This is a genomic window from Verrucosispora sp. CNZ293 (assembly GCF_002754655.1).
This window is the reverse complement of the sequence record NZ_PEFR01000001.1, coordinates 4,422,236-4,439,542: the sequence shown is the minus strand read 5'-3', so window position 1 is coordinate 4,439,542 and position 17,307 is coordinate 4,422,236. Positions and strand designations below refer to the sequence as shown.

Sequence of the window (17,307 nt, the reverse complement as noted above, 5' to 3'; positions counted from 1 at the left end):
GTGAGCCGGGTTTGCGAGCCCCGCAGTCGCGAACGGAGGAAGCTCTGTGAACGGGCCCTTCGCCTTCACCCTCGCTCTCGGCGACGACGCGCTTGTCGCGGCGCAACGGCTGGCCGAGTGGACCACCCGGGCACCGGAGATGGAGGAGGACATCGCGCTGGCCAACATCGCCCTGGACCAGCTCGGTGCCGCCCGCCTCCTGCTGTCGTACGCGGGCGAACTGGAGGGTGCCGGCCGCGACGAGGACGCGTTGGCCTTCCTGCGCGACGACCGGGAGTTCCGCAACTGCCTGCTGGTCGAGCTGCCGAACGACGACTTCGCGGTGACCATGGCGAAGCTGCTCGTGCTGTCGGCCTACCAGGTGCCGCTCTACACCGCCCTGGCCGACTGTCCGGACGAGCGGCTGGCCGCCATCGGCGGCAAGGCCCGGAAGGAGTCCGCGTACCACCTGGACCATGCTGCGCTGTGGGTGAAGCGGCTGGGCGACGGGACCGAGGAGTCGCACCGGCGGATGCAGGCCGGCGTCGACCAGATCTGGCCGTACGCCGACGAACTGTTCGCGGCCTGGCCGGACGCACCTGTCGACCCGGCGACCCTGCGGTCCGACTTCGACCACACGGTGAGCGCCGTGCTGGCCGAGGCGACCCTCACCGTGCCGGAGACCGGCTGGACGCCTGCCGGCGGGCGCGACGGGGTGCACACGGAACATCTGTCGTACCTGCTGGCGGAGATGCAGGTGCTGCATCGCGCCCATCCCGGGGCCCGCTGGTGAACAGATGAGCAGGGCACGGCAGGCCGTGGCGGCGGTGGTGGATCCGGAGATCCGGGTGGTCACCATCGACGATCTCGGCATCCTCCGGTCTGTCCAGGAGGATCCGGCCACCGGCCGGGTGGTGGTGACGATCACCCCCACCTACACCGGCTGCCCCGCGATGGACGTCATCCGGGCCGACATCCGGCGGGCCCTGGCCGCCGCCGGTCACCCGGACGCCGAGGTCCGCACGGTGCACAGCCCGGCCTGGAGCACCGACTGGATAAGCGATGTCGGGCGGGCCAAACTGGCCGCCGCCGGCATCGCCCCGCCCGCTCCGGTCCGGCGTGACGGCGTCGTCCCGCTCACCCTGGCGGTGCGCTGTCCCCGCTGCGGGTCGCCGGAGACCGAGCAGCTCAGCCGCTTCGGCTCCACCGCCTGCAAGGCGCTGTGGCGGTGCCGCTCGTGTTCCGAACCCTTCGACCATGTGAAGGCCCTGTGACTGTCACCATCACCCGCCCGGCCCGCCGCCGGCCGGTGTTCCACCCGTTGCCCGTCGTCGCCGTGGACCGGCTCACCGCAGACGCCGTCGCGATCACCTTCGCGGTGCCGGAGGAACTGCGCGACACCTTCGCCTTCCGCGCCGGTCAGCACCTGACCGTACGCCTGCCGGCCGCCGCCGGGGTCGCGGAGGGCGACGGCGGTGCGGCCTCCGGTGGAGACGTGCGCCGTTCGTACTCGATCTGCTCAACCCCGGCGGAGCTGGCGCGGCACGGACGGTTGCGAATCGGCGTGCGGGAGATCCCCGGCGGGGCCTTCTCCAGCTACGCCTGCGGCGCGTTGCGGCACGGGGACACCATCGAGGTGCTGCCGCCGTTGGGGCACTTCACCACGGCCTTCGCGGCGGAGCGGGCGCGTCGCTACGGCGCGGTGGTCGCCGGTTCGGGCATCACCCCGGTGCTGTCGCTGATCGCCACCGCGCTGGCCGTCGAACCGGCAAGCACCTTCACGCTCGTGTACGGCAACCGCACGGCCGGCAGCGTGATGTTCGCCGAGGAACTGGCCGACCTGAAGGACCGCTACCCGACCCGGCTGCACCTGGTGCACGTGCTCTCCCGCGAACAGGGTGAGTCGCCGCTGCTGTCGGGCCGGATCGACGCGGATCGGCTGGGTCGGCTGCTGACGACGATCGTGCCCGGTGACGCGATCGAGGAGTGGTTCCTCTGCGGCCCGTACGGCCTGGTGGTGGACGCTCGTGCGGTGCTGACCGGGCGGGGTGTCGCGGAGTCGGCGGTGCACACCGAGCTGTTCCACGTCGACGCGCCGCCCGAGCCGGTGCGTCGCCGGGATGACGCGTCGGGTGGTACGGATGTGACGGTCATGCTCGACGGACGCTCGTCGAGTTTCACGATGCGTCGTGACGAACGGGTGCTGGAGGCGGCGCTGAAGGTCCGGGGCGAGCTGCCGTACGCCTGCAAGGGTGGGGTCTGCTCGACCTGCCGGGCGAAGGTCGTCTCCGGCGAGGTCGAGATGGCCCGCAACTACGCCCTGGAGCCCGACGAGGTGGCCGCCGGTTACGTGCTGACCTGCCAGTCCAGCCCGCTCACCGACACCCTCTCCATCGACTACGACGCGTGACGTTCAGAACCCCTGCCACTGCCCTCTGTCATTCGGATGATCCGGGGATGTTGTCGTCGGGTCGGGCGGCGTCGGCGGAGATCCTGGCCCAGCACCCCCATGCCGGACAGGGGATGGATCACAGGTCAGGTGCGCCCGTGAGAGCTGAGCGGCAGGTCGGCGTACCCTCGGGGACGTGACGGTGAACCGGGAGATCGACGACATCCTGCAGCGCGGCGCCGACGGTGGGCGGATCACGCCCGACGAAGCTCTGCTGCTCTACACCGACGCCCCCTTCCACGCCCTCGGCGAGGCGGCGGACGCGGTCCGTCGGCGGCGGTACCCGGACAACATCGTCACGTACCTGATCGACCGCAACATCAACTACACGAACGTCTGCGTGACGGCGTGCAAGTTCTGTGCCTTCTACCAGGCGCCGAAGCACAAGGAAGGGTGGACCCACCCGACCGAGGAGATCCTGCGCCGCTGTGGCGAGGCGGTCGAGCTGGGCGCCACGCAGGTCATGCTCCAGGGCGGCCACCACCCGGACTACGGCGTGGAGTACTACGAGGAGCTGTTCTCCTCGGTGAAGAAGGCGTACCCGCAGCTCGCGATCCACTCCATCGGGCCGAGCGAGATCCTGCACATGGCCAAGGTCTCCGGGGTGAGCCTGGACGAGGCGATCGCCCGGATCAAGGCCGCCGGACTGGACTCGATCGCCGGTGCCGGTGCCGAGATGCTGCCCCAGCGACCCCGTACGGCGATCGCGCCGCTGAAGGAGTCGGGCGAGCGCTGGCTGGAGGTCATGGAGCTGGCGCACCGGCAGGGCGTCGAGTCGACCGCGACGATGATGATGGGTACCGGCGAGACGGCCGCCGAGCGGATCGAGCACCTGCGGATGATCCGCGACGTGCAGGATCGGACCAAGGGTTTCCGGGCCTTCATCCCGTGGACGTACCAGCCGGAGAACAACCACCTCAAGGGCCGCACCCAGGCGACGACCCTGGAGTACCTGCGGCTGGTGGCGGTGGCCCGGCTGTTCTTCGAGACCGTGCCGCACCTGCAAGCGTCCTGGTTGACCACCGGCAAGGACGTCGGCCAACTGGCGTTGCACATGGGCGTCGACGACCTCGGCTCGATCATGTTGGAGGAGAACGTCATCTCCTCGGCGGGTGCCCGGCACCGGTCCAACCTGCACGAGCTGATCGGGATGATCCGTTCCGCGGACCGGATCCCCGCGCAGCGGGACACGCTCTACAACAGACTGGCCGTGCACCACACGCCCGACGACGACCCGAGCGACGACCGGGTGGTCTCGCACTTCTCGTCGATCGCCCTGCCCGGCGGCGGTGCCGGCCGCTCGCTGCCGCTCGTCGACGCGCGCTGACCGAGGCGGTAACCCGCCCGGCGACGCGGTACGCGCGAGTTGCGGCGTCTCGGGCGGCTGTCGGCGGGGCGGCGTCGCTGGGTGAGACGCCCGCCGGGCGAGATCACTGAGGGTCACCGCGCTCCGAGCGTTGTGTCACTGGCATGGTCGGGTGGGTTGTCAGCCGAATGGCTGGTGTCGATCATCCATCCGGTTCGAAGCCTCGGGCCGCGCTGGCCGGGTGGCAGGGCGCGACCAGGTAGCAAGGCCCATCAATCCGGACAATCCTTAAGTGGCCATTAGCTGAGCAGCTTGTGACGGGTGTGAAGCAGGGTGGCGCGGGTGATCGCTGACCGCTAACGTCCCCGCCCGTACGTTTTCATTCACCCTACGGGGGAGACCATCACATGATCTTCCGAACCCGCCGGGCTGCCAGCCTGGCCACGGCCGCGCTGCTCGCCTCGGGCGCCTTCACCGCCCTTGGCGCGCCGGCCTACGCCGCTGGCACCGAGACGGACCTGGCCCTCACCGCCGCCGGCACCCGCGCCACCGACGGCGTCGAGGGCAAGGTCGGCTGGGCCAAGATCGCCAACCAGGGCGAGGGTACGCCGACCAAGCTGCTTATCAAGGTTGACACCTCCAAGGTGGACGACACCAAGCTCGTGGTGGGCGCGTTCACCGAGGGCGGCTGTGACGTCACCGGCGACACCAAGCCCGAGCTGTGGGTCTGCGAGCTCGACAAGAAGGAGATCCCCGGCCCGGGTCAGACGACCGAGGTGCCGATCGTCCTGTTCAAGGCGGCCGAGGGCGTCACCGGCCCGTACACCGCCCCGGTGACGATAAGCATCGAGTCGCCTGACGACACCGACGAGAGCAACAACAGCGTCGAGGTCGACGTCGAGTTGACTCCGGAGAGCGGTGTCGACCTGGGTGTCATCGTCCCCGACGTGAAGACCCGCGTCGACCTGGACACCTTCGAGGAGGACGGCCCGGTGCGGCCGGGTGACACCGCCCTGCTCTGGAGCGAGATCGCCAACCAGGGTGACCTGACCGCCCAGGGCATCAAGCTGAGCTACCAGCTGCCGAAGGGCGTCACCTTCCTGCCGATCGAGGGCTGCGAGATCAGCTCCGACAAGCGCAGCGCGGTCTGCGAGGACGACACCTTCCTGTTGGAGCGGGACACGGTGCTCGTCGTGCCGCTGGCCGTCGAGGTGGGTAAGGGCGTCGAGGCACCGGTCACCCTGACCGGCGGATCGCTGGCGGCCGAGGCGTTCGGTGCGCTGTCGCCGGAGGCCCGGATCAGCCAGCAGGCCACCAAGCCCGGGTTCGGCAGGGCCGAGGTGCGCGAGATCAAGGAGTCGGAGTTCGCCGACCTCGACCCGACCGACAACTCCGACGACTTCGCCGTGGTGGTCACTGCCACCAACGGTGGTGGCGGCGGTGGCGGTGACCTGCCGGTCACCGGTGTGCAGGTCGGCGTGATCGGTGGCGTCGGCGCGGGTGTCCTCGCCGCCGGTGTGGCCATGTTCCTGGTTGCCCGCCGTCGCCGGGTGGTCCTGGTGACCCCGGGTGACGAGAAGACGAACGCCTGAGGTTCGTCCTCTATCGGCCCGCGCGGGCCGTTCACATAACGCACGGCAGTGAGGGCGGGATGGGCGACCATCCCGCCCTCACTGTGTCGTCTCGACCCGGCCCGGGTCGTCGACGACCGGGCTGGCAGAGTGAAGGGGTGAGCCGTACCCCGCAGGGCCAGCGCGCCAGTCTGGACAAGCAGCCGCACGAGGTCGCCGCGATGTTCGACGGTGTCGCGGCCCGTTACGACCTGACAAACACCGTCCTGTCGTTCGGTCAGGACCGGTTTTGGCGACGGGCCACCCGGGCCGCGCTCGACCTGCGGCCGGGCGACCGGGTGCTGGATGTGGGCGCGGGCACCGGCGTCTCCACCGAGGAACTCGCCCACTCCGGGGCGTACGCGGTCGGTGCCGATCTGTCCCTGGGCATGCTGTACGCCGGCAAGCGCACCCGCCCGCAGGTGCCGTTGCTGGCCGGCGACGCCCTGCGGTTGCCCTTCGCCGACGCCAGCTTCGACGCGGTGACCATCTCCTTCGCGTTGCGCAACGTCAGCGACACCGATGCGGCGCTGCGGGAACTGGCCCGGGTGACCCGTCCGGGCGGCCGGCTGGTGATCTGTGAGTTCAGCACCCCGGTCAATCCCGCGTTCCGCACCGTCTATCTGTCGTACCTGATGCGCTCGCTGCCGGCCGTGGCCCGGACGATCTCCAGCAACCCGGACGCCTACGTCTACCTCGCCGAGTCGATCCGTGCCTGGCCGGACCAGGCGGCCTTGGCCGAGCGGGTCAGCGCGGCTGGTTGGCGGGCGGTGGCGTGGCGCAACCTGACCGGCGGAGTGGTGGCGCTGCACCGGTCTATTCGGACGAACTAGGAATTCAGGCCAATATGGCGATTTGACGTCCTTATCGGCGTACGCTGGCCGGCATGACGGATCCGAGAGACCTGGCCACAGGTGATGCCGCGGAGCTGGTCGACCAACTCCGCGAGCTGGCCGGCGCGGATCCCGCCGACGTACGCCAGGTGGTGACCGAGGTGCTCGCGGCCCTGGACCGGGCCGCCGGTGGCACCCTGCGCGAGCAGTTGCCGGAAACCATCCGGGCCGGCCTGGACGCTGCCGGCCCCGCCCGCCGTTGACCGGCAGGTCGGCTCACGTTTCGTTTCCAGCAGGTTAGGTCGACCTAACAAGGCGAGCTTACGGCGTCGGTCATAGACTCGTCCCGGCTGGCTTGTGAAGCATTTCACGAGCAGGGCGGGGAGGAGGCGCTAATGACCGCGGTGGAGTACGACGCCGACGTGATCGTCGTGGGCGCTGGTCCCGGTGGTTCGGCGACCGCGTACCACCTGGCTCGGCACGGCGTACGCGTGCTGCTGCTCGAGAAGACCGAGTTCCCCCGGGAGAAGGTCTGCGGCGACGGGCTCACCCCGCGCGCGGTGCGGCAGTTGATCCGGATGGGTGTGGACACGTCCCCCGATGCCGGCTGGCTGCACAACCGTGGCCTGCGGGTGATCGGCGGCGGTGTCCGGCTGGAGCTGGACTGGCCGGACCTGGCCAGCTTCCCGAACTACGGCCTGGTCCGCACCCGACTCGACTTCGACGACCTGCTCGCCCAGCGCGCGGTGTCCGCCGGGGCCAAGCTGCGTACCAGCGTGAACGTGATCGGCCCGGTGCTGGACGGCGACGGCCGGGTGATCGGGGTGCAGGGGGAGGACGGGCCGGACAAGGCACCCGTCACCTTCCACGCCCCGCTGGTGGTGGCCGCCGACGGCGTCTCGGGCCGGTTCCCGCTCGCCCTCGGGCTGGCCAAGCGGGAGGACCGCCCGATCGGTGTCGCGGTCCGGCGCTACTACCGCTCCGAAGCCCGCCACGACGACGACTACCTGGAGTCCTGGCTGGAGCTGCGAGCCAAGGGCACCAACGAACTGCTGCCCGGGTACGGCTGGATCTTCGGCCTGGGTGACGGCCGGGTCAACGTCGGGTTGGGCATCCTCAACTCGTCCTCGGCGTTCGGCAAGACGAACTACCGGCGGCTGCTCACCGACTGGCTGGCCAACACGCCGCCGGAGTGGGGCATGACCGACGAGACGAACGCGGAGGGGTCGATCCTCGGCGCCGCCCTGCCGATGGGTTTCAACCGGGTGCCGCACTACACCCGGGGGGTCATGCTCGTCGGTGACTCCGGCGGCATGGTCAACCCGTTCAACGGCGAGGGCATCGCGTACGCGATGGAGTCCGGCGAACTGGCCGCGGAGGTCGCGGTCCAGGCGCTCGCCCGGCCGGCCGGCATCGAGCGGGAGCGGGCCCTGATGGCGTACCCGCAGGAGTTGAAGACCCGGTTCGGTGGCTACTACCGGCTGGGCGGGGTCTTCGTGAAGCTGATCGGCCGGCCGGAGGTCATGCGCGTCGCGACGAAGCACGGCATGCCCCACCCGACGCTCATGCGCTTCGTGCTCAAGCTGCTGGCCAACCTCACCGACCCGCGTGGCGGTGACGCGATGGACCGGGTCATCAATGCGATGACCCGGGTCGCGCCCGCCGTGTAGGGGCGCGGAACTGGCAAGGTCCACCCCCGCCGGAGGGCGCGGGGTGGGATGTGAATAGTGTGAATTTCGCCAACCACCGAGGGCAGGGAAGGACGAGCAGGAGAAGAAATGTCGCTCTCGCCTTACGTACCCATCATCGGGCTGTTCGCCCTCGCCGCGGGTTTCGCGCTGTTCTCGATAGCCGCTGCCCGGTTCGCCGGCCCCCACCGCTACAACAAGGCAAAGCTCGAAGCCTACGAGTGTGGCATCGAGCCTAGCCCGCAGCCGATCGGTGGCAGCCGCTTTCCGGTCAAGTTCTACCTGACGGCGATGCTCTTCATCGTCTTCGACGTGGAGATGATCTTCCTCTACCCGTGGGCTGTCTCCTTCGACATCCTGCCGGTCTTCGGGTTCGTCGCCATGTTGGTGTTCATCGGTGCCGTCTTCGTCGCGTACGCCTACGAGTGGCGGCGTGGCGGCCTGGACTGGGACTGAGGGAGGAACGGCTATGGGTATCGAGGAGAAACTTCCCGCCGGTGTCCTGCTCACCTCGGTGGAGAAGCTGGTCAACTGGTCGCGCAAGTCGTCGGTCTGGGGTGCCACCTTCGGCCTGGCGTGCTGCGCGATCGAGATGATGGCCGCCGGTGGTCCGCACTACGACATGGGCCGCTGGGGCATGGAGGTCTTCCGGGCCTCGCCCCGGCAGGCCGACCTGATGATCGTCGCCGGCCGGGTGAGCCAGAAGATGGCCCCGGTGCTGCGCCAGATCTACGACCAGATGGCCGAGCCCCGCTGGGTGCTCTCCATGGGCGTCTGCGCCAGCAGCGGCGGCATGTTCAACAACTACGCCATCGTGCAGGGCGTCGACCACGTCGTACCTGTCGACATGTACCTTCCGGGCTGCCCGCCCCGGCCGGAGATGCTCATCGACGCGATCCTCAAGCTGCGCGAGAAGATCGGCCACGAGCCGCTCGGCCCGAACGGCCGCAAGATGCTCGCCGCCCGCGAGGCGCGCGGTGATGTGCCTGTGGTGCCGTACGGCTCGATGCCGTCGTCGTACCGCAACGACAAGGCCCGGCGGGCCGAGTGGACGAAGGCCGTCCGCGAGGGCCGCGAGGAGCAGCTGCGGATCGAGAACTGGATGAAGGCCCAGAACTACCTCCACCCGTACGGGGGGATCAAGTGACTGACGACAAGCCGACCACCGGCGGTGTGCCGGTTCCGGTGACCCCGGCCGGCGCGACGAGTGGCGCGCCCGCCGAGTTCCCGCCGGCCGCACCGGCCGGGCGGGGCATGTTCGGCAACCAGGGCACCGGTGACGTCTCCGGGTTCGGTGGTCTGGTCCGGCAGCACCGTGAGATCGAGGACTCGCCGCGACCGTACGGCGGCTACTTCGACGAGGTGCGGGACGCGCTGGAAGAGGCGTACCCGGCGTTCGGCGAGGCGATCGAGAAGGTCGTGGTCGACCGGGGCGAGCTGACCCTGCACATCCGCCCGGAGCGGATCGCCGAGGTCTGTCAGGTGATGCGGGACGACCCGGCGCTGCGTTTCGAACTCTGCTCCTCGGTGTCCGGAGTGGACTACCTGGGCGCCGATGCCCGCCGGCTGCACGTCGTCTACCAGCTCACCTCGATGACCTACCGGCGACAGGTCCGGCTGGAGGCGGCGGTCAGCGTCGAGGAACCGCACCTGCCCAGCGTCACAGCCGTCTACCCGACCGCCGACTGGCAGGAGCGGGAGGCGTACGACATGTTCGGCGTCATCTTCGACGGCCACCCGGCGCTGACCCGGATCCTCATGCCGGACGACTGGGAGGGCCACCCGCAGCGCAAGGACTACCCCCTCGGCGGCGTGCCCGTGGAGTACAAGGGCGCCGAGATCCCGCCGCCCGACAAGCGGAGGTCGTACCAATGAGCGCGTCCAACTACGCCACCGAGCGCGAAACCACCGAGGGGCGGGTCTTCACCGTCACCGGCGGGGACTGGGACGACGTCGTCTCCGGCGTCGACCCGATCAACGAGGGTCGGATCGTCGTCAACATGGGCCCGCAGCACCCGTCCACGCACGGCGTGCTCCGGCTGATCCTGGAGCTTGAGGGCGAGACGGTCCGGGAGGCCCGCTCGGTCGTCGGCTACCTGCACACCGGCATCGAGAAGAACCTGGAGTACCGCAACTGGGTCCAGGGTTCGACGTTCGTGACCCGGATGGACTACCTCTCGCCGATCTTCAACGAGACGGCGTACTCGCTGGCCGTGGAGAAGCTGCTCGGCATCACCGACGACGTCACCGAGCGGGCCAACACCATCCGGGTGCTCATGATGGAGCTGAACCGGATCTCGTCACACCTGGTGTGGCTGGCCACCACCGGCATGGAGCTGGGCGCGATCTCGATCATGCTCTACGGCTTCCGCGAGCGCGAGTACATCCTGGAGATCTTCGAGCTGATCACCGGCCTGCGGATGAACCACGCGTACGTCCGGCCGGGCGGCGTCGCGCAGGACGTGCCGGACGAGGCGATCGTCAAGATCCGCGAGTTCCTCAAGGTCATGCCGAAGCGTCTCAAGGAGTACGAGGACCTGCTCTCCGGCCAGCCGATCTGGCTGGAGCGGACGCAGAACGTGGCGGTGCTCGACGTCACCGGCTGCCTGGCGCTGGGCGTCACCGGGCCGGTGCTCCGCTCCGCCGGCCTGGCCTGGGACCTGCGCAAGACCATGCCGTACTGCGGCTACGAGACCTACGAGTTCGACGTGCCGACCCACCCCGACGGCGACGTCTGGGGCCGCTACCTGGTCCGGCTGGCCGAGATCCGCGAGTCGCTGAAGCTCGTCGAGCAGGCACTCGACCGGCTCAAGCCCGGCCCGGTGATGGTGGCCGACAAGAAGATCGCCTGGCCCGCGCAGTTGGCCATCGGCGTCGACGGCATGGGCAACTCGCTGGAGCACGTCGCGAAGATCATGGGCCAGTCGATGGAGTCCCTGATCCACCACTTCAAGCTGGTGACGGAGGGCTTCCGGGTGCCGCCGGGGCAGGTGTACGTGGCGATCGAGTCGCCCCGTGGCGAGCTGGGCGTGCACGCGGTCTCCGACGGTGGGACCCGGCCGTACCGGGTGCACTACCGGGAGCCGAGTTTCGTCAACCTCCAGGCCCTGCCGGCGATGGCCGAGGGTGGCCTGATCGCCGACGTGATCGCCGGCGGCGCCTCGCTGGACCCCGTCATGGGAGGTTGTGACCGGTGACTGTCTTCACCGAAGAGACGCGGACCCGGGCTCGGGAGATCATCGCCCGCTACCCGGCGGACCGGTCCCGCTCGGCCCTGCTGCCGCTGCTGCACCTCGTGCAGGCCGAGGAGGGCTACGTCTCCCCGGCCGGCGTGGCGTTCTGCGCCGAGGTGCTCGGCCTGAACAAGGCCCAGGTCGGCGCCGTGGCCAGCTTCTACACCATGTACAAGCGCCGGCCGACGGGTGACTGGCTGGTGAGCGTCTGCACCAACACCATGTGCAACGTGCTCGGTGGCCAGGAGGTCTACGACACCCTCGCCGAGCACCTGGGCGTCGGACACGACGAGACCACCGCCGACGGCAAGGTCACCCTGGAGCACGCCGAGTGCCTGGCGGCCTGCGACTACGGCCCGGTGATGACCGTCAACTACGACTTCTTCGACGGTGTCGACCCGCAGACCGCGGTCGGGGTGGTCGACGAGCTGCGCGCCGGTGGCCGGCCCACGCCGAGCCGGGGTGCCCGCCTCTGCACCCTCAAGGAGATGGCGGTCCAGCTCGCCGGCTTCGCCGACGAGCGGGAGGGGGCCGTCGCCGACGGTGTGCCGGGCGAGCCGACCCTGCGCGGTCTGCGGCTGGCCCAGCAGCACGGTATCTCGGCACCGGGCTTCGACCCGAACACCCCGATCCGCAGCGGTCGGGCCGGCGACAAGCCCGCCCCGGCCACTCCGGCGAAGTCCGCGCCGACCGGCAGCACCGCGCCCGACGTTCCGGCACCGGACCGCAAGTCGCCGCAGGTGCGTACCGCCGAGACCCGGCAGCCGGACGCGAAGACCGCAGTGCCGGACGCCCCCGGGACCAAGGTTCCCGTCGACGGGCAGCCGCCCGCGTCGGGCGGCGCCCGGGCGGCGGAGGCCGCCGGAGTGGCGGCCAACAAGCCGGCGGGCGACGCCAAGCCGGCCGGTGACGACACCGGGGCGCAGGAGCGCAACCTCAGGGAAGCGGAGTCGACGAGCGGTCAGGACTCCGCGCACGACAAGGGGGCTCAGAAGTGACCACGCCTGCGCCGGAGACCCTGGCCAAGTTGACGCCCGTGCTCACCAAGCGCTGGCTGTCCCCTGACGCCTGGCGGATCGACACCTACGAGAAGCTGGACGGCTACGCGGCGCTGCGCAAGGCGATCAAGGCGCACCCGGACGACCTGATCCAGCTGGTGAAGGATTCCGGGCTGCGCGGTCGCGGCGGCGCCGGCTTCCCCACCGGTCTCAAGTGGGGCTTCATCCCGCAGGGCGACGGCAAGCCGCACTACCTCGTGGTCAACGCCGACGAGGGGGAGCCCGGCACCTGCAAGGACCTGCCGCTGATGACCCACGACCCGCACTCGCTCGTCGAGGGCGTCATCATCGCCTCGTACGCGATCCGGGCCAACCGGGCCTACATCTACATCCGGGGCGAGGCCGTGCACGCCGCCCGCCGGCTGCGCAACGCGGTGAACGAGGCGTACGCCAAGGGGTACCTCGGGCGGGACATCCTCGGTTCGGGCTTCGACCTGGATCTGGTGGTCCACTCGGGCGCCGGCGCGTACATCTGTGGGGAGGAGACGGCGCTGCTCGACTCCCTGGAGGGCTTCCGTGGCCAGCCCCGGTTGCGTCCGCCGTTCCCGGCCACCCACGGGCTGTACGCCAGCCCCACGGTGGTCAACAACGTGGGCACCATCGCCAGCGTGCCGTACATCGTGCTGGGCGGCGCGGACTGGTGGAAGTCGATGGGCACCGAGAAGTCGGCCGGCCCGATGATCTACTCACTCTCCGGTCGGATCGCCAACCCCGGCCAGTACGAGTGCGGCCTCGGCATCACCCTGCGCGAGCTGATCGAGCTGGCCGGCGGGATGCAGCCGGGTCACAACCTGAAGTTCTGGACCCCGGGCGGATCGTCGACCCCGCTGCTCACCGCCGAGCACCTGGACGTGCCGCTGGACTTCGAGGGGGTGGCCGCCGCCGGCTCGATCCTCGGCACCACGGCCACGCAGATCTTCTCCGACCAGGACTGCCCGGTCTACGCGACCTACCGGTGGCTGGAGTTCTACCACCACGAGTCGTGTGGCAAGTGCACCCCGTGCCGGGAGGGCAACTACTGGATGGTCCGGGTCTACCGGCGCATCCTGGCCGGCCAGGGCACTCAGGACGACCTGGACACCCTGCTCGACACCTGTGACAACATCCTCGGCCGCTCGTTCTGCGGCCTTGGTGACGGTGCCACCAGCCCGGTGACCTCGTCGCTGAAGTACTTCAAGCAGGACTACCTCGACTACATCGAGGGACGGACCGCGCCGAAGTTGTCCGACAAGCAGTTGGTGGGAGCCCACTGATGCGAGTGCGAGGAGTGAGCGGAGCGAGCCCCGCAGCCGCGAGCGAAAGGCAAGCACAGTGACGGACGTTGCCAAGCCGACCGAGACGGTCACCCTCACCATCGACGGCGTCGAGGTCACCGCCCCGAAGGGGGCGCTGCTGATCCGGGTCGCCGAGCAGATGGGCACCGAGATCCCCCGGTTCTGCGACCACCCGCTGCTGGCTCCGGCCGGCGCCTGCCGGCAGTGCCTGGTGGAGGTGGAGGGGCAGCGTAAGCCCGTCGCCTCCTGCACCCAGACCGTCGCCGACGGCATGGTGGTCCGTACCCAGCTCACCTCCCCGGTCGCCAAGAAGGCGCAAGAGGGAATCATGGAGCTGCTGCTGGTGAACCACCCGCTCGACTGCCCGATGTGCGACAAGGGCGGCGAGTGCCCGCTGCAGAACCAGGCGATGTCGACGGGCCGCACCGACTCCCGGTTCCACGAGCACAAGCGGGAGTACCCGAAGCCGCTGCCGATCAGCACCCAGGTGCTGCTCGACCGCGAGCGGTGTGTGCTCTGTCAGCGGTGCACCAGGTTCTCCGAGGAGATCGCGGGCGACAAGTTCATCGACCTGATGAACCGCTCCTCCGCCGAGGAGATCAACATCTACCGGGACGAGGACTACGGGACCGAGGGCGAGGACGGCGACGTCCCGTTCAACTCGTACTTCTCCGGTAACACGGTGCAGATCTGCCCGGTCGGCGCGCTCACCGGCACGCAGTACCGCTTCCGCGCCCGCCCGTTCGACCTGGTCTCCAGCCCGAGCGTGTGCGAGCACTGCTCGGCCGGCTGCGCCCAGCGCACCGACTGGCGGCGGGGCAAGGTGCTGCGCCGGCTGGCCGGCGACGATCCGCAGGTAAACGAGGAGTGGAACTGCGACAAGGGGCGGTGGGGCTTCCAGTACGCCCGCGCCGCCGACCGGCTGACCACCCCGCTGGTCCGCGACGAGCACACCGGTGAGCTGCGGGAGGCGTCCTGGAGCGAGGCGCTCAGCGTCGCCGCCGAGGGGCTGCGGGCCGCCCGGGACACCGGCCAGGGCGTTGGCGTGCTCACCGGCGGTCGACTGACCGTCGAGGACGCGTACGCGTACGCCAAGTTCGCCCGGGTCGCGTTGCACACGAACGACATCGACTTCCGGGCCCGTCCGGTCTCCCGCGAGGAGGCCGACTTCCTGGCCAGCACGGTCGCCGGCAGCACCGACGTCACCTACACCGACGTGGAGAACGCGCCGGCCGTGGTGCTTGTCGGCCTGGAGCCGGAGGAGGAGTGCCCGATCCTCTTCCTGCGGCTGCGCAAGGCGTACCTGAAGAACAAGCTGAAGGTGTACGCGATCGCCCCGTTCGCCACCCGTGGCCTGGAGAAGCTCGGTGCCAAGCTGGCCCGGGTGGTGCCGGGCGAGGAGGCCGGGGTGCTCGCCGAGCACGCCACCGTCGCCGAGGCGCTCAGCGCCGAAGGGGCGATCCTGATCGTCGGCGAGCGGCTGGCCAGCGTCCCGGGTGGACTCTCCGCCGCCGCCGAGGTGGCCGCGCGTACCGGCGCGAAGCTGGCCTGGGTGCCGCGACGCGCGGGCGACCGTGGTGCCGTGGACACCGGTTGCCTGCCGAACCTGCTGCCCGGTGGTCGGCTGGTCACCGAGCCGGGGGCCCGGGCCGAGCTGGGCGAGGCGTGGGACATCCCGGCCGGGGTGATCCCGAGCCAGGCGGGCCGGGACACCGACGCGATCCTCGCCGCCGCTGCCGGTGGGCAGCTGGGCGCGCTCGTGGTGGCCGGGGTGGACCCGGCGGACCTGGCCGACCCGCGCCTGGCCGAGCAGGCCCTGGACGCGGTGCCGTTCCTGGTCAGCCTGGAGTTGCGGGCCGGTGCGGTCACCCGCCGGGCGAACGTGGTCCTGCCGGTCGCGCCGGTGGTCGAGAAGGCCGGCAGCTTCCTGGACTGGGAGGGCCGGCTGCGCCCGTTCGACGCGGTGCTGGAGACGGCCGCGATGACCGACGGCCGGGTGCTCGACGCGCTCGCCGCCCAGTTGGACGTGCGGCTGGGCACCGGGGACGTGCTCACCGTCCGGCGTGAGCTGGGCAGCCTGCCGGTGACCCGGGTGACCCGCCCGGCGGCCCCCACTGTCGCGCCGGGGTCGGCGCCTCAGCCGGGCGCTGGCGAGGCGGTGCTGGCGACCTGGCACCAGCTTGTCGACCTGGGCAGCCTCACCGACGGCGACGAGTACCTGGGTGGCACCGCCCGCCCGCCGGTGGTCCGGCTGGGCAAGGGCAGCGCGGAGGCGCTCGGCGTCGCCGACGGCGACCCGGTCACGGTGGGCACCGACCGGGGGGCGCTGACCCTGCCGGCGGCGATCACCGAGATGCCTGACGGTGTGGTCTGGCTTCCCACCAACTCGCCCGGTTCGACAGTGCGGCGCAGCCTGGGCGCGACCTCCGGTGCGGTGGTACGGATCTCCGCACCCGGCGGCACCGAGCCGGTCGCCGCCGACGCGGCGGGCCGGCCGGGCCCGATCCTCAACTCCTCCGGGGGTACGGCATGAACTACCTTGCGCAGGCGCCGTCGCTCAGCGACTTCGGCCACGACCCGTGGTGGCTGATCCTCGGCAAGATTGTCTTCGCGTTCGTGGTCGCCCTGCTCGGCACGCTGCTCGGCGTCTGGTTCGAGCGGCGGGTCGTCGGCTTCATGCAGGTCCGGCCCGGGCCGAACCAGCTCGGCCCGTTCGGCCTGCTGCAGACGCTCGCCGACGGCCTGAAGATGGCCTTCAAGGAGGACATCCTCCCGCGCTCGGCGGACAAGGTCATCTACTTCTTCGCCCCGGCCATCTCGGTGATCTGCGCGGTCACCGCGTTGTCGGTGATCCCGTTCGGCCCGATGGTGAGCATCTTCGGCCACCAGACGCCGTTGCAGGTCACCGACGTGCCGGTCGCGGTGCTCGTGGTGCTCGCTCTCTCGTCGATGGCGGTCTACGGCATCGTGCTCGCCGGTTGGGCCTCCGGCTCGACCTACCCGCTGCTCGGCGGCCTGCGGTCCGCCGCCCAGCTGATCTCCTACGAGGTGGCGCTGGGTCTGTCCATCGTGGCGGTGTTCATGCTCGCCGGCACGATGTCCACGAGTGAGATCGTGGCCGCCCAGGGCAGCACGACCGAGGTGAGCCTGTTCGGCGTCGACATCCAGACGCCCGGCTGGTACGCGCTGCTGCTCTTCCCGAGCTTCATCGTCTTCTTCATCTCCATCGTCGGCGAGACCAACCGGCCGCCGTTCGACCTGCCGGAGGCGGAGTCGGAGCTGGTGGCCGGCTTCATGACCGAGTACAGCTCGCTCAAGTTCGCGCTGATCATGCTCAGCGAGTACGTCGCGATGGTGACCATGTCGGCCTTCACCGTGACGCTCTTCCTGGGCGGCTGGCACGCGCCGTGGCCGATCACCATCTGGTCGGGGGCCAACTCCGGCTGGTGGCCGCTGCTCTGGTTCTTCGGCAAGGTCATCCTGCTGGTCTTCGTCTTCGTCTGGCTGCGCGGCACGCTGCCCCGGTTGCGGTACGACCAGCTGATGCGCTTCGGCTGGAAGGTGCTCATCCCGATCAGCCTGGTCTGGATCGTGGTTCTCGCCGGCCTGCGCACCATCGACGACTGGGACACCCAGAGCCGGCTGTACGCCATCGGCATCCCGGCCGGCATCGTGCTGCTCGCCGCGCTGTTCTGGCCGAGCCGCAAGGCGGCGCCGAAGCCGACGCTCGCCGAGCAGGTCGACAACCGGCCGCCGGGCAGCTTCCCGCTGCCCCCGATGGATCTCCAGGTACCACCGAGCCCGCGCACCCGGCGCATGGTCGCCGAGCGGGAGCCGGCAAACGCTCCCGCCGGCCAGGACTCTGAGGAGGTGTGAC

Annotated in this window: 16 protein-coding genes; all 16 read left to right on the top strand. The window is 70.2% G+C overall.

All coding sequences use genetic code 11. The annotated features are described in order from the left end of the window. Nucleotides 1–46: 46 nt before the first annotated feature. Nucleotides 47–772, top strand: coding sequence for a 1,2-phenylacetyl-CoA epoxidase subunit PaaC (paaC, locus tag CLT74_RS20185; RefSeq protein WP_099847918.1), 726 nt, complete (start codon nucleotides 47–49; stop codon nucleotides 770–772). Between the two features lie 4 nt (nucleotides 773–776). Further along, nucleotides 777–1,253: a 1,2-phenylacetyl-CoA epoxidase subunit PaaD gene (gene paaD, locus CLT74_RS20180; RefSeq protein WP_099847917.1), complete on the top strand. Its 477-nt coding sequence runs from the start codon at nucleotides 777–779 to the stop codon at nucleotides 1,251–1,253. Then, nucleotides 1,250–2,389 carry a 1,2-phenylacetyl-CoA epoxidase subunit PaaE gene (paaE, locus tag CLT74_RS20175; RefSeq protein WP_099847916.1) on the top strand — a complete coding sequence of 380 codons (1,140 nt, stop codon included), beginning with the start codon at nucleotides 1,250–1,252 and terminating at the stop codon, nucleotides 2,387–2,389. Before paaD ends, paaE begins: the two co-directional genes overlap by 4 nt. Before the next feature lie 175 nt (nucleotides 2,390–2,564). Next, a complete protein-coding gene (gene mqnC, locus CLT74_RS20170; RefSeq protein WP_099847915.1) occupies nucleotides 2,565–3,755 on the top strand; it encodes a cyclic dehypoxanthinyl futalosine synthase in 1,191 nt (396 codons plus the stop codon). Nucleotides 3,756–4,141: 386 nt separating this feature from the next. After that, complete coding sequence (locus CLT74_RS20165; protein WP_099847914.1) at nucleotides 4,142–5,326, top strand: hypothetical protein; 1,185 nt, start codon at nucleotides 4,142–4,144, stop codon at nucleotides 5,324–5,326. A gap of 137 nt (nucleotides 5,327–5,463) precedes the next feature. Next, nucleotides 5,464–6,177 carry a demethylmenaquinone methyltransferase gene (locus CLT74_RS20160; RefSeq protein ID WP_099847913.1) on the top strand — a complete coding sequence of 238 codons (714 nt, stop codon included), beginning with the start codon at nucleotides 5,464–5,466 and terminating at the stop codon, nucleotides 6,175–6,177. Between the two features lie 53 nt (nucleotides 6,178–6,230). Beyond that, the gene (locus CLT74_RS20155) at nucleotides 6,231–6,440 is read left to right on the top strand and encodes a hypothetical protein (protein ID WP_099847912.1); all 210 of its coding nucleotides are present in this window, start codon (nucleotides 6,231–6,233) and stop codon (nucleotides 6,438–6,440) included. 132 nt (nucleotides 6,441–6,572) lie between these two features. Then, complete coding sequence (locus CLT74_RS20150) at nucleotides 6,573–7,847, top strand: geranylgeranyl reductase family protein (protein ID WP_099847911.1); 1,275 nt, start codon at nucleotides 6,573–6,575, stop codon at nucleotides 7,845–7,847. A gap of 108 nt (nucleotides 7,848–7,955) precedes the next feature. Next, nucleotides 7,956–8,321 (top strand): NADH-quinone oxidoreductase subunit A, encoded by a 366-nt coding sequence (locus CLT74_RS20145; protein ID WP_093404019.1) that lies wholly within the window; start codon nucleotides 7,956–7,958, stop codon nucleotides 8,319–8,321. A 13-nt stretch (nucleotides 8,322–8,334) separates the two neighbouring features. Beyond that, nucleotides 8,335–9,012 carry a NuoB/complex I 20 kDa subunit family protein gene (locus tag CLT74_RS20140; RefSeq protein ID WP_099847910.1) on the top strand — a complete coding sequence of 226 codons (678 nt, stop codon included), beginning with the start codon at nucleotides 8,335–8,337 and terminating at the stop codon, nucleotides 9,010–9,012. Continuing rightward, nucleotides 9,009–9,740, top strand: a complete 732-nt coding sequence (locus CLT74_RS20135; RefSeq protein ID WP_099847909.1) for an NADH-quinone oxidoreductase subunit C — start codon at nucleotides 9,009–9,011, stop codon at nucleotides 9,738–9,740. Before CLT74_RS20140 ends, CLT74_RS20135 begins: the two co-directional genes overlap by 4 nt. Beyond that, the gene (locus CLT74_RS20130) at nucleotides 9,737–11,062 is read left to right on the top strand and encodes an NADH-quinone oxidoreductase subunit D (protein ID WP_099847908.1); all 1,326 of its coding nucleotides are present in this window, start codon (nucleotides 9,737–9,739) and stop codon (nucleotides 11,060–11,062) included. The genes CLT74_RS20135 and CLT74_RS20130 overlap by 4 nt, the downstream gene beginning before the upstream one ends. Next, on the top strand, nucleotides 11,059–12,096 hold the full coding sequence (gene nuoE / locus CLT74_RS20125) for an NADH-quinone oxidoreductase subunit NuoE (RefSeq protein ID WP_099847907.1): 1,038 nt from the start codon (nucleotides 11,059–11,061) through the stop codon (nucleotides 12,094–12,096). The genes CLT74_RS20130 and nuoE overlap by 4 nt, the downstream gene beginning before the upstream one ends. Further along, complete coding sequence (gene nuoF, locus CLT74_RS20120; protein WP_099847906.1) at nucleotides 12,093–13,409, top strand: NADH-quinone oxidoreductase subunit NuoF; 1,317 nt, start codon at nucleotides 12,093–12,095, stop codon at nucleotides 13,407–13,409. The genes nuoE and nuoF overlap by 4 nt, the downstream gene beginning before the upstream one ends. A 58-nt stretch (nucleotides 13,410–13,467) precedes the next feature. Beyond that, nucleotides 13,468–15,963 carry an NADH-quinone oxidoreductase subunit G gene (locus CLT74_RS20115; RefSeq protein ID WP_099847905.1) on the top strand — a complete coding sequence of 832 codons (2,496 nt, stop codon included), beginning with the start codon at nucleotides 13,468–13,470 and terminating at the stop codon, nucleotides 15,961–15,963. Continuing rightward, complete coding sequence (gene nuoH / locus CLT74_RS20110; protein WP_099847904.1) at nucleotides 15,960–17,306, top strand: NADH-quinone oxidoreductase subunit NuoH; 1,347 nt, start codon at nucleotides 15,960–15,962, stop codon at nucleotides 17,304–17,306. Before CLT74_RS20115 ends, nuoH begins: the two co-directional genes overlap by 4 nt. Nucleotide 17,307: the final 1 nt, after the last annotated feature.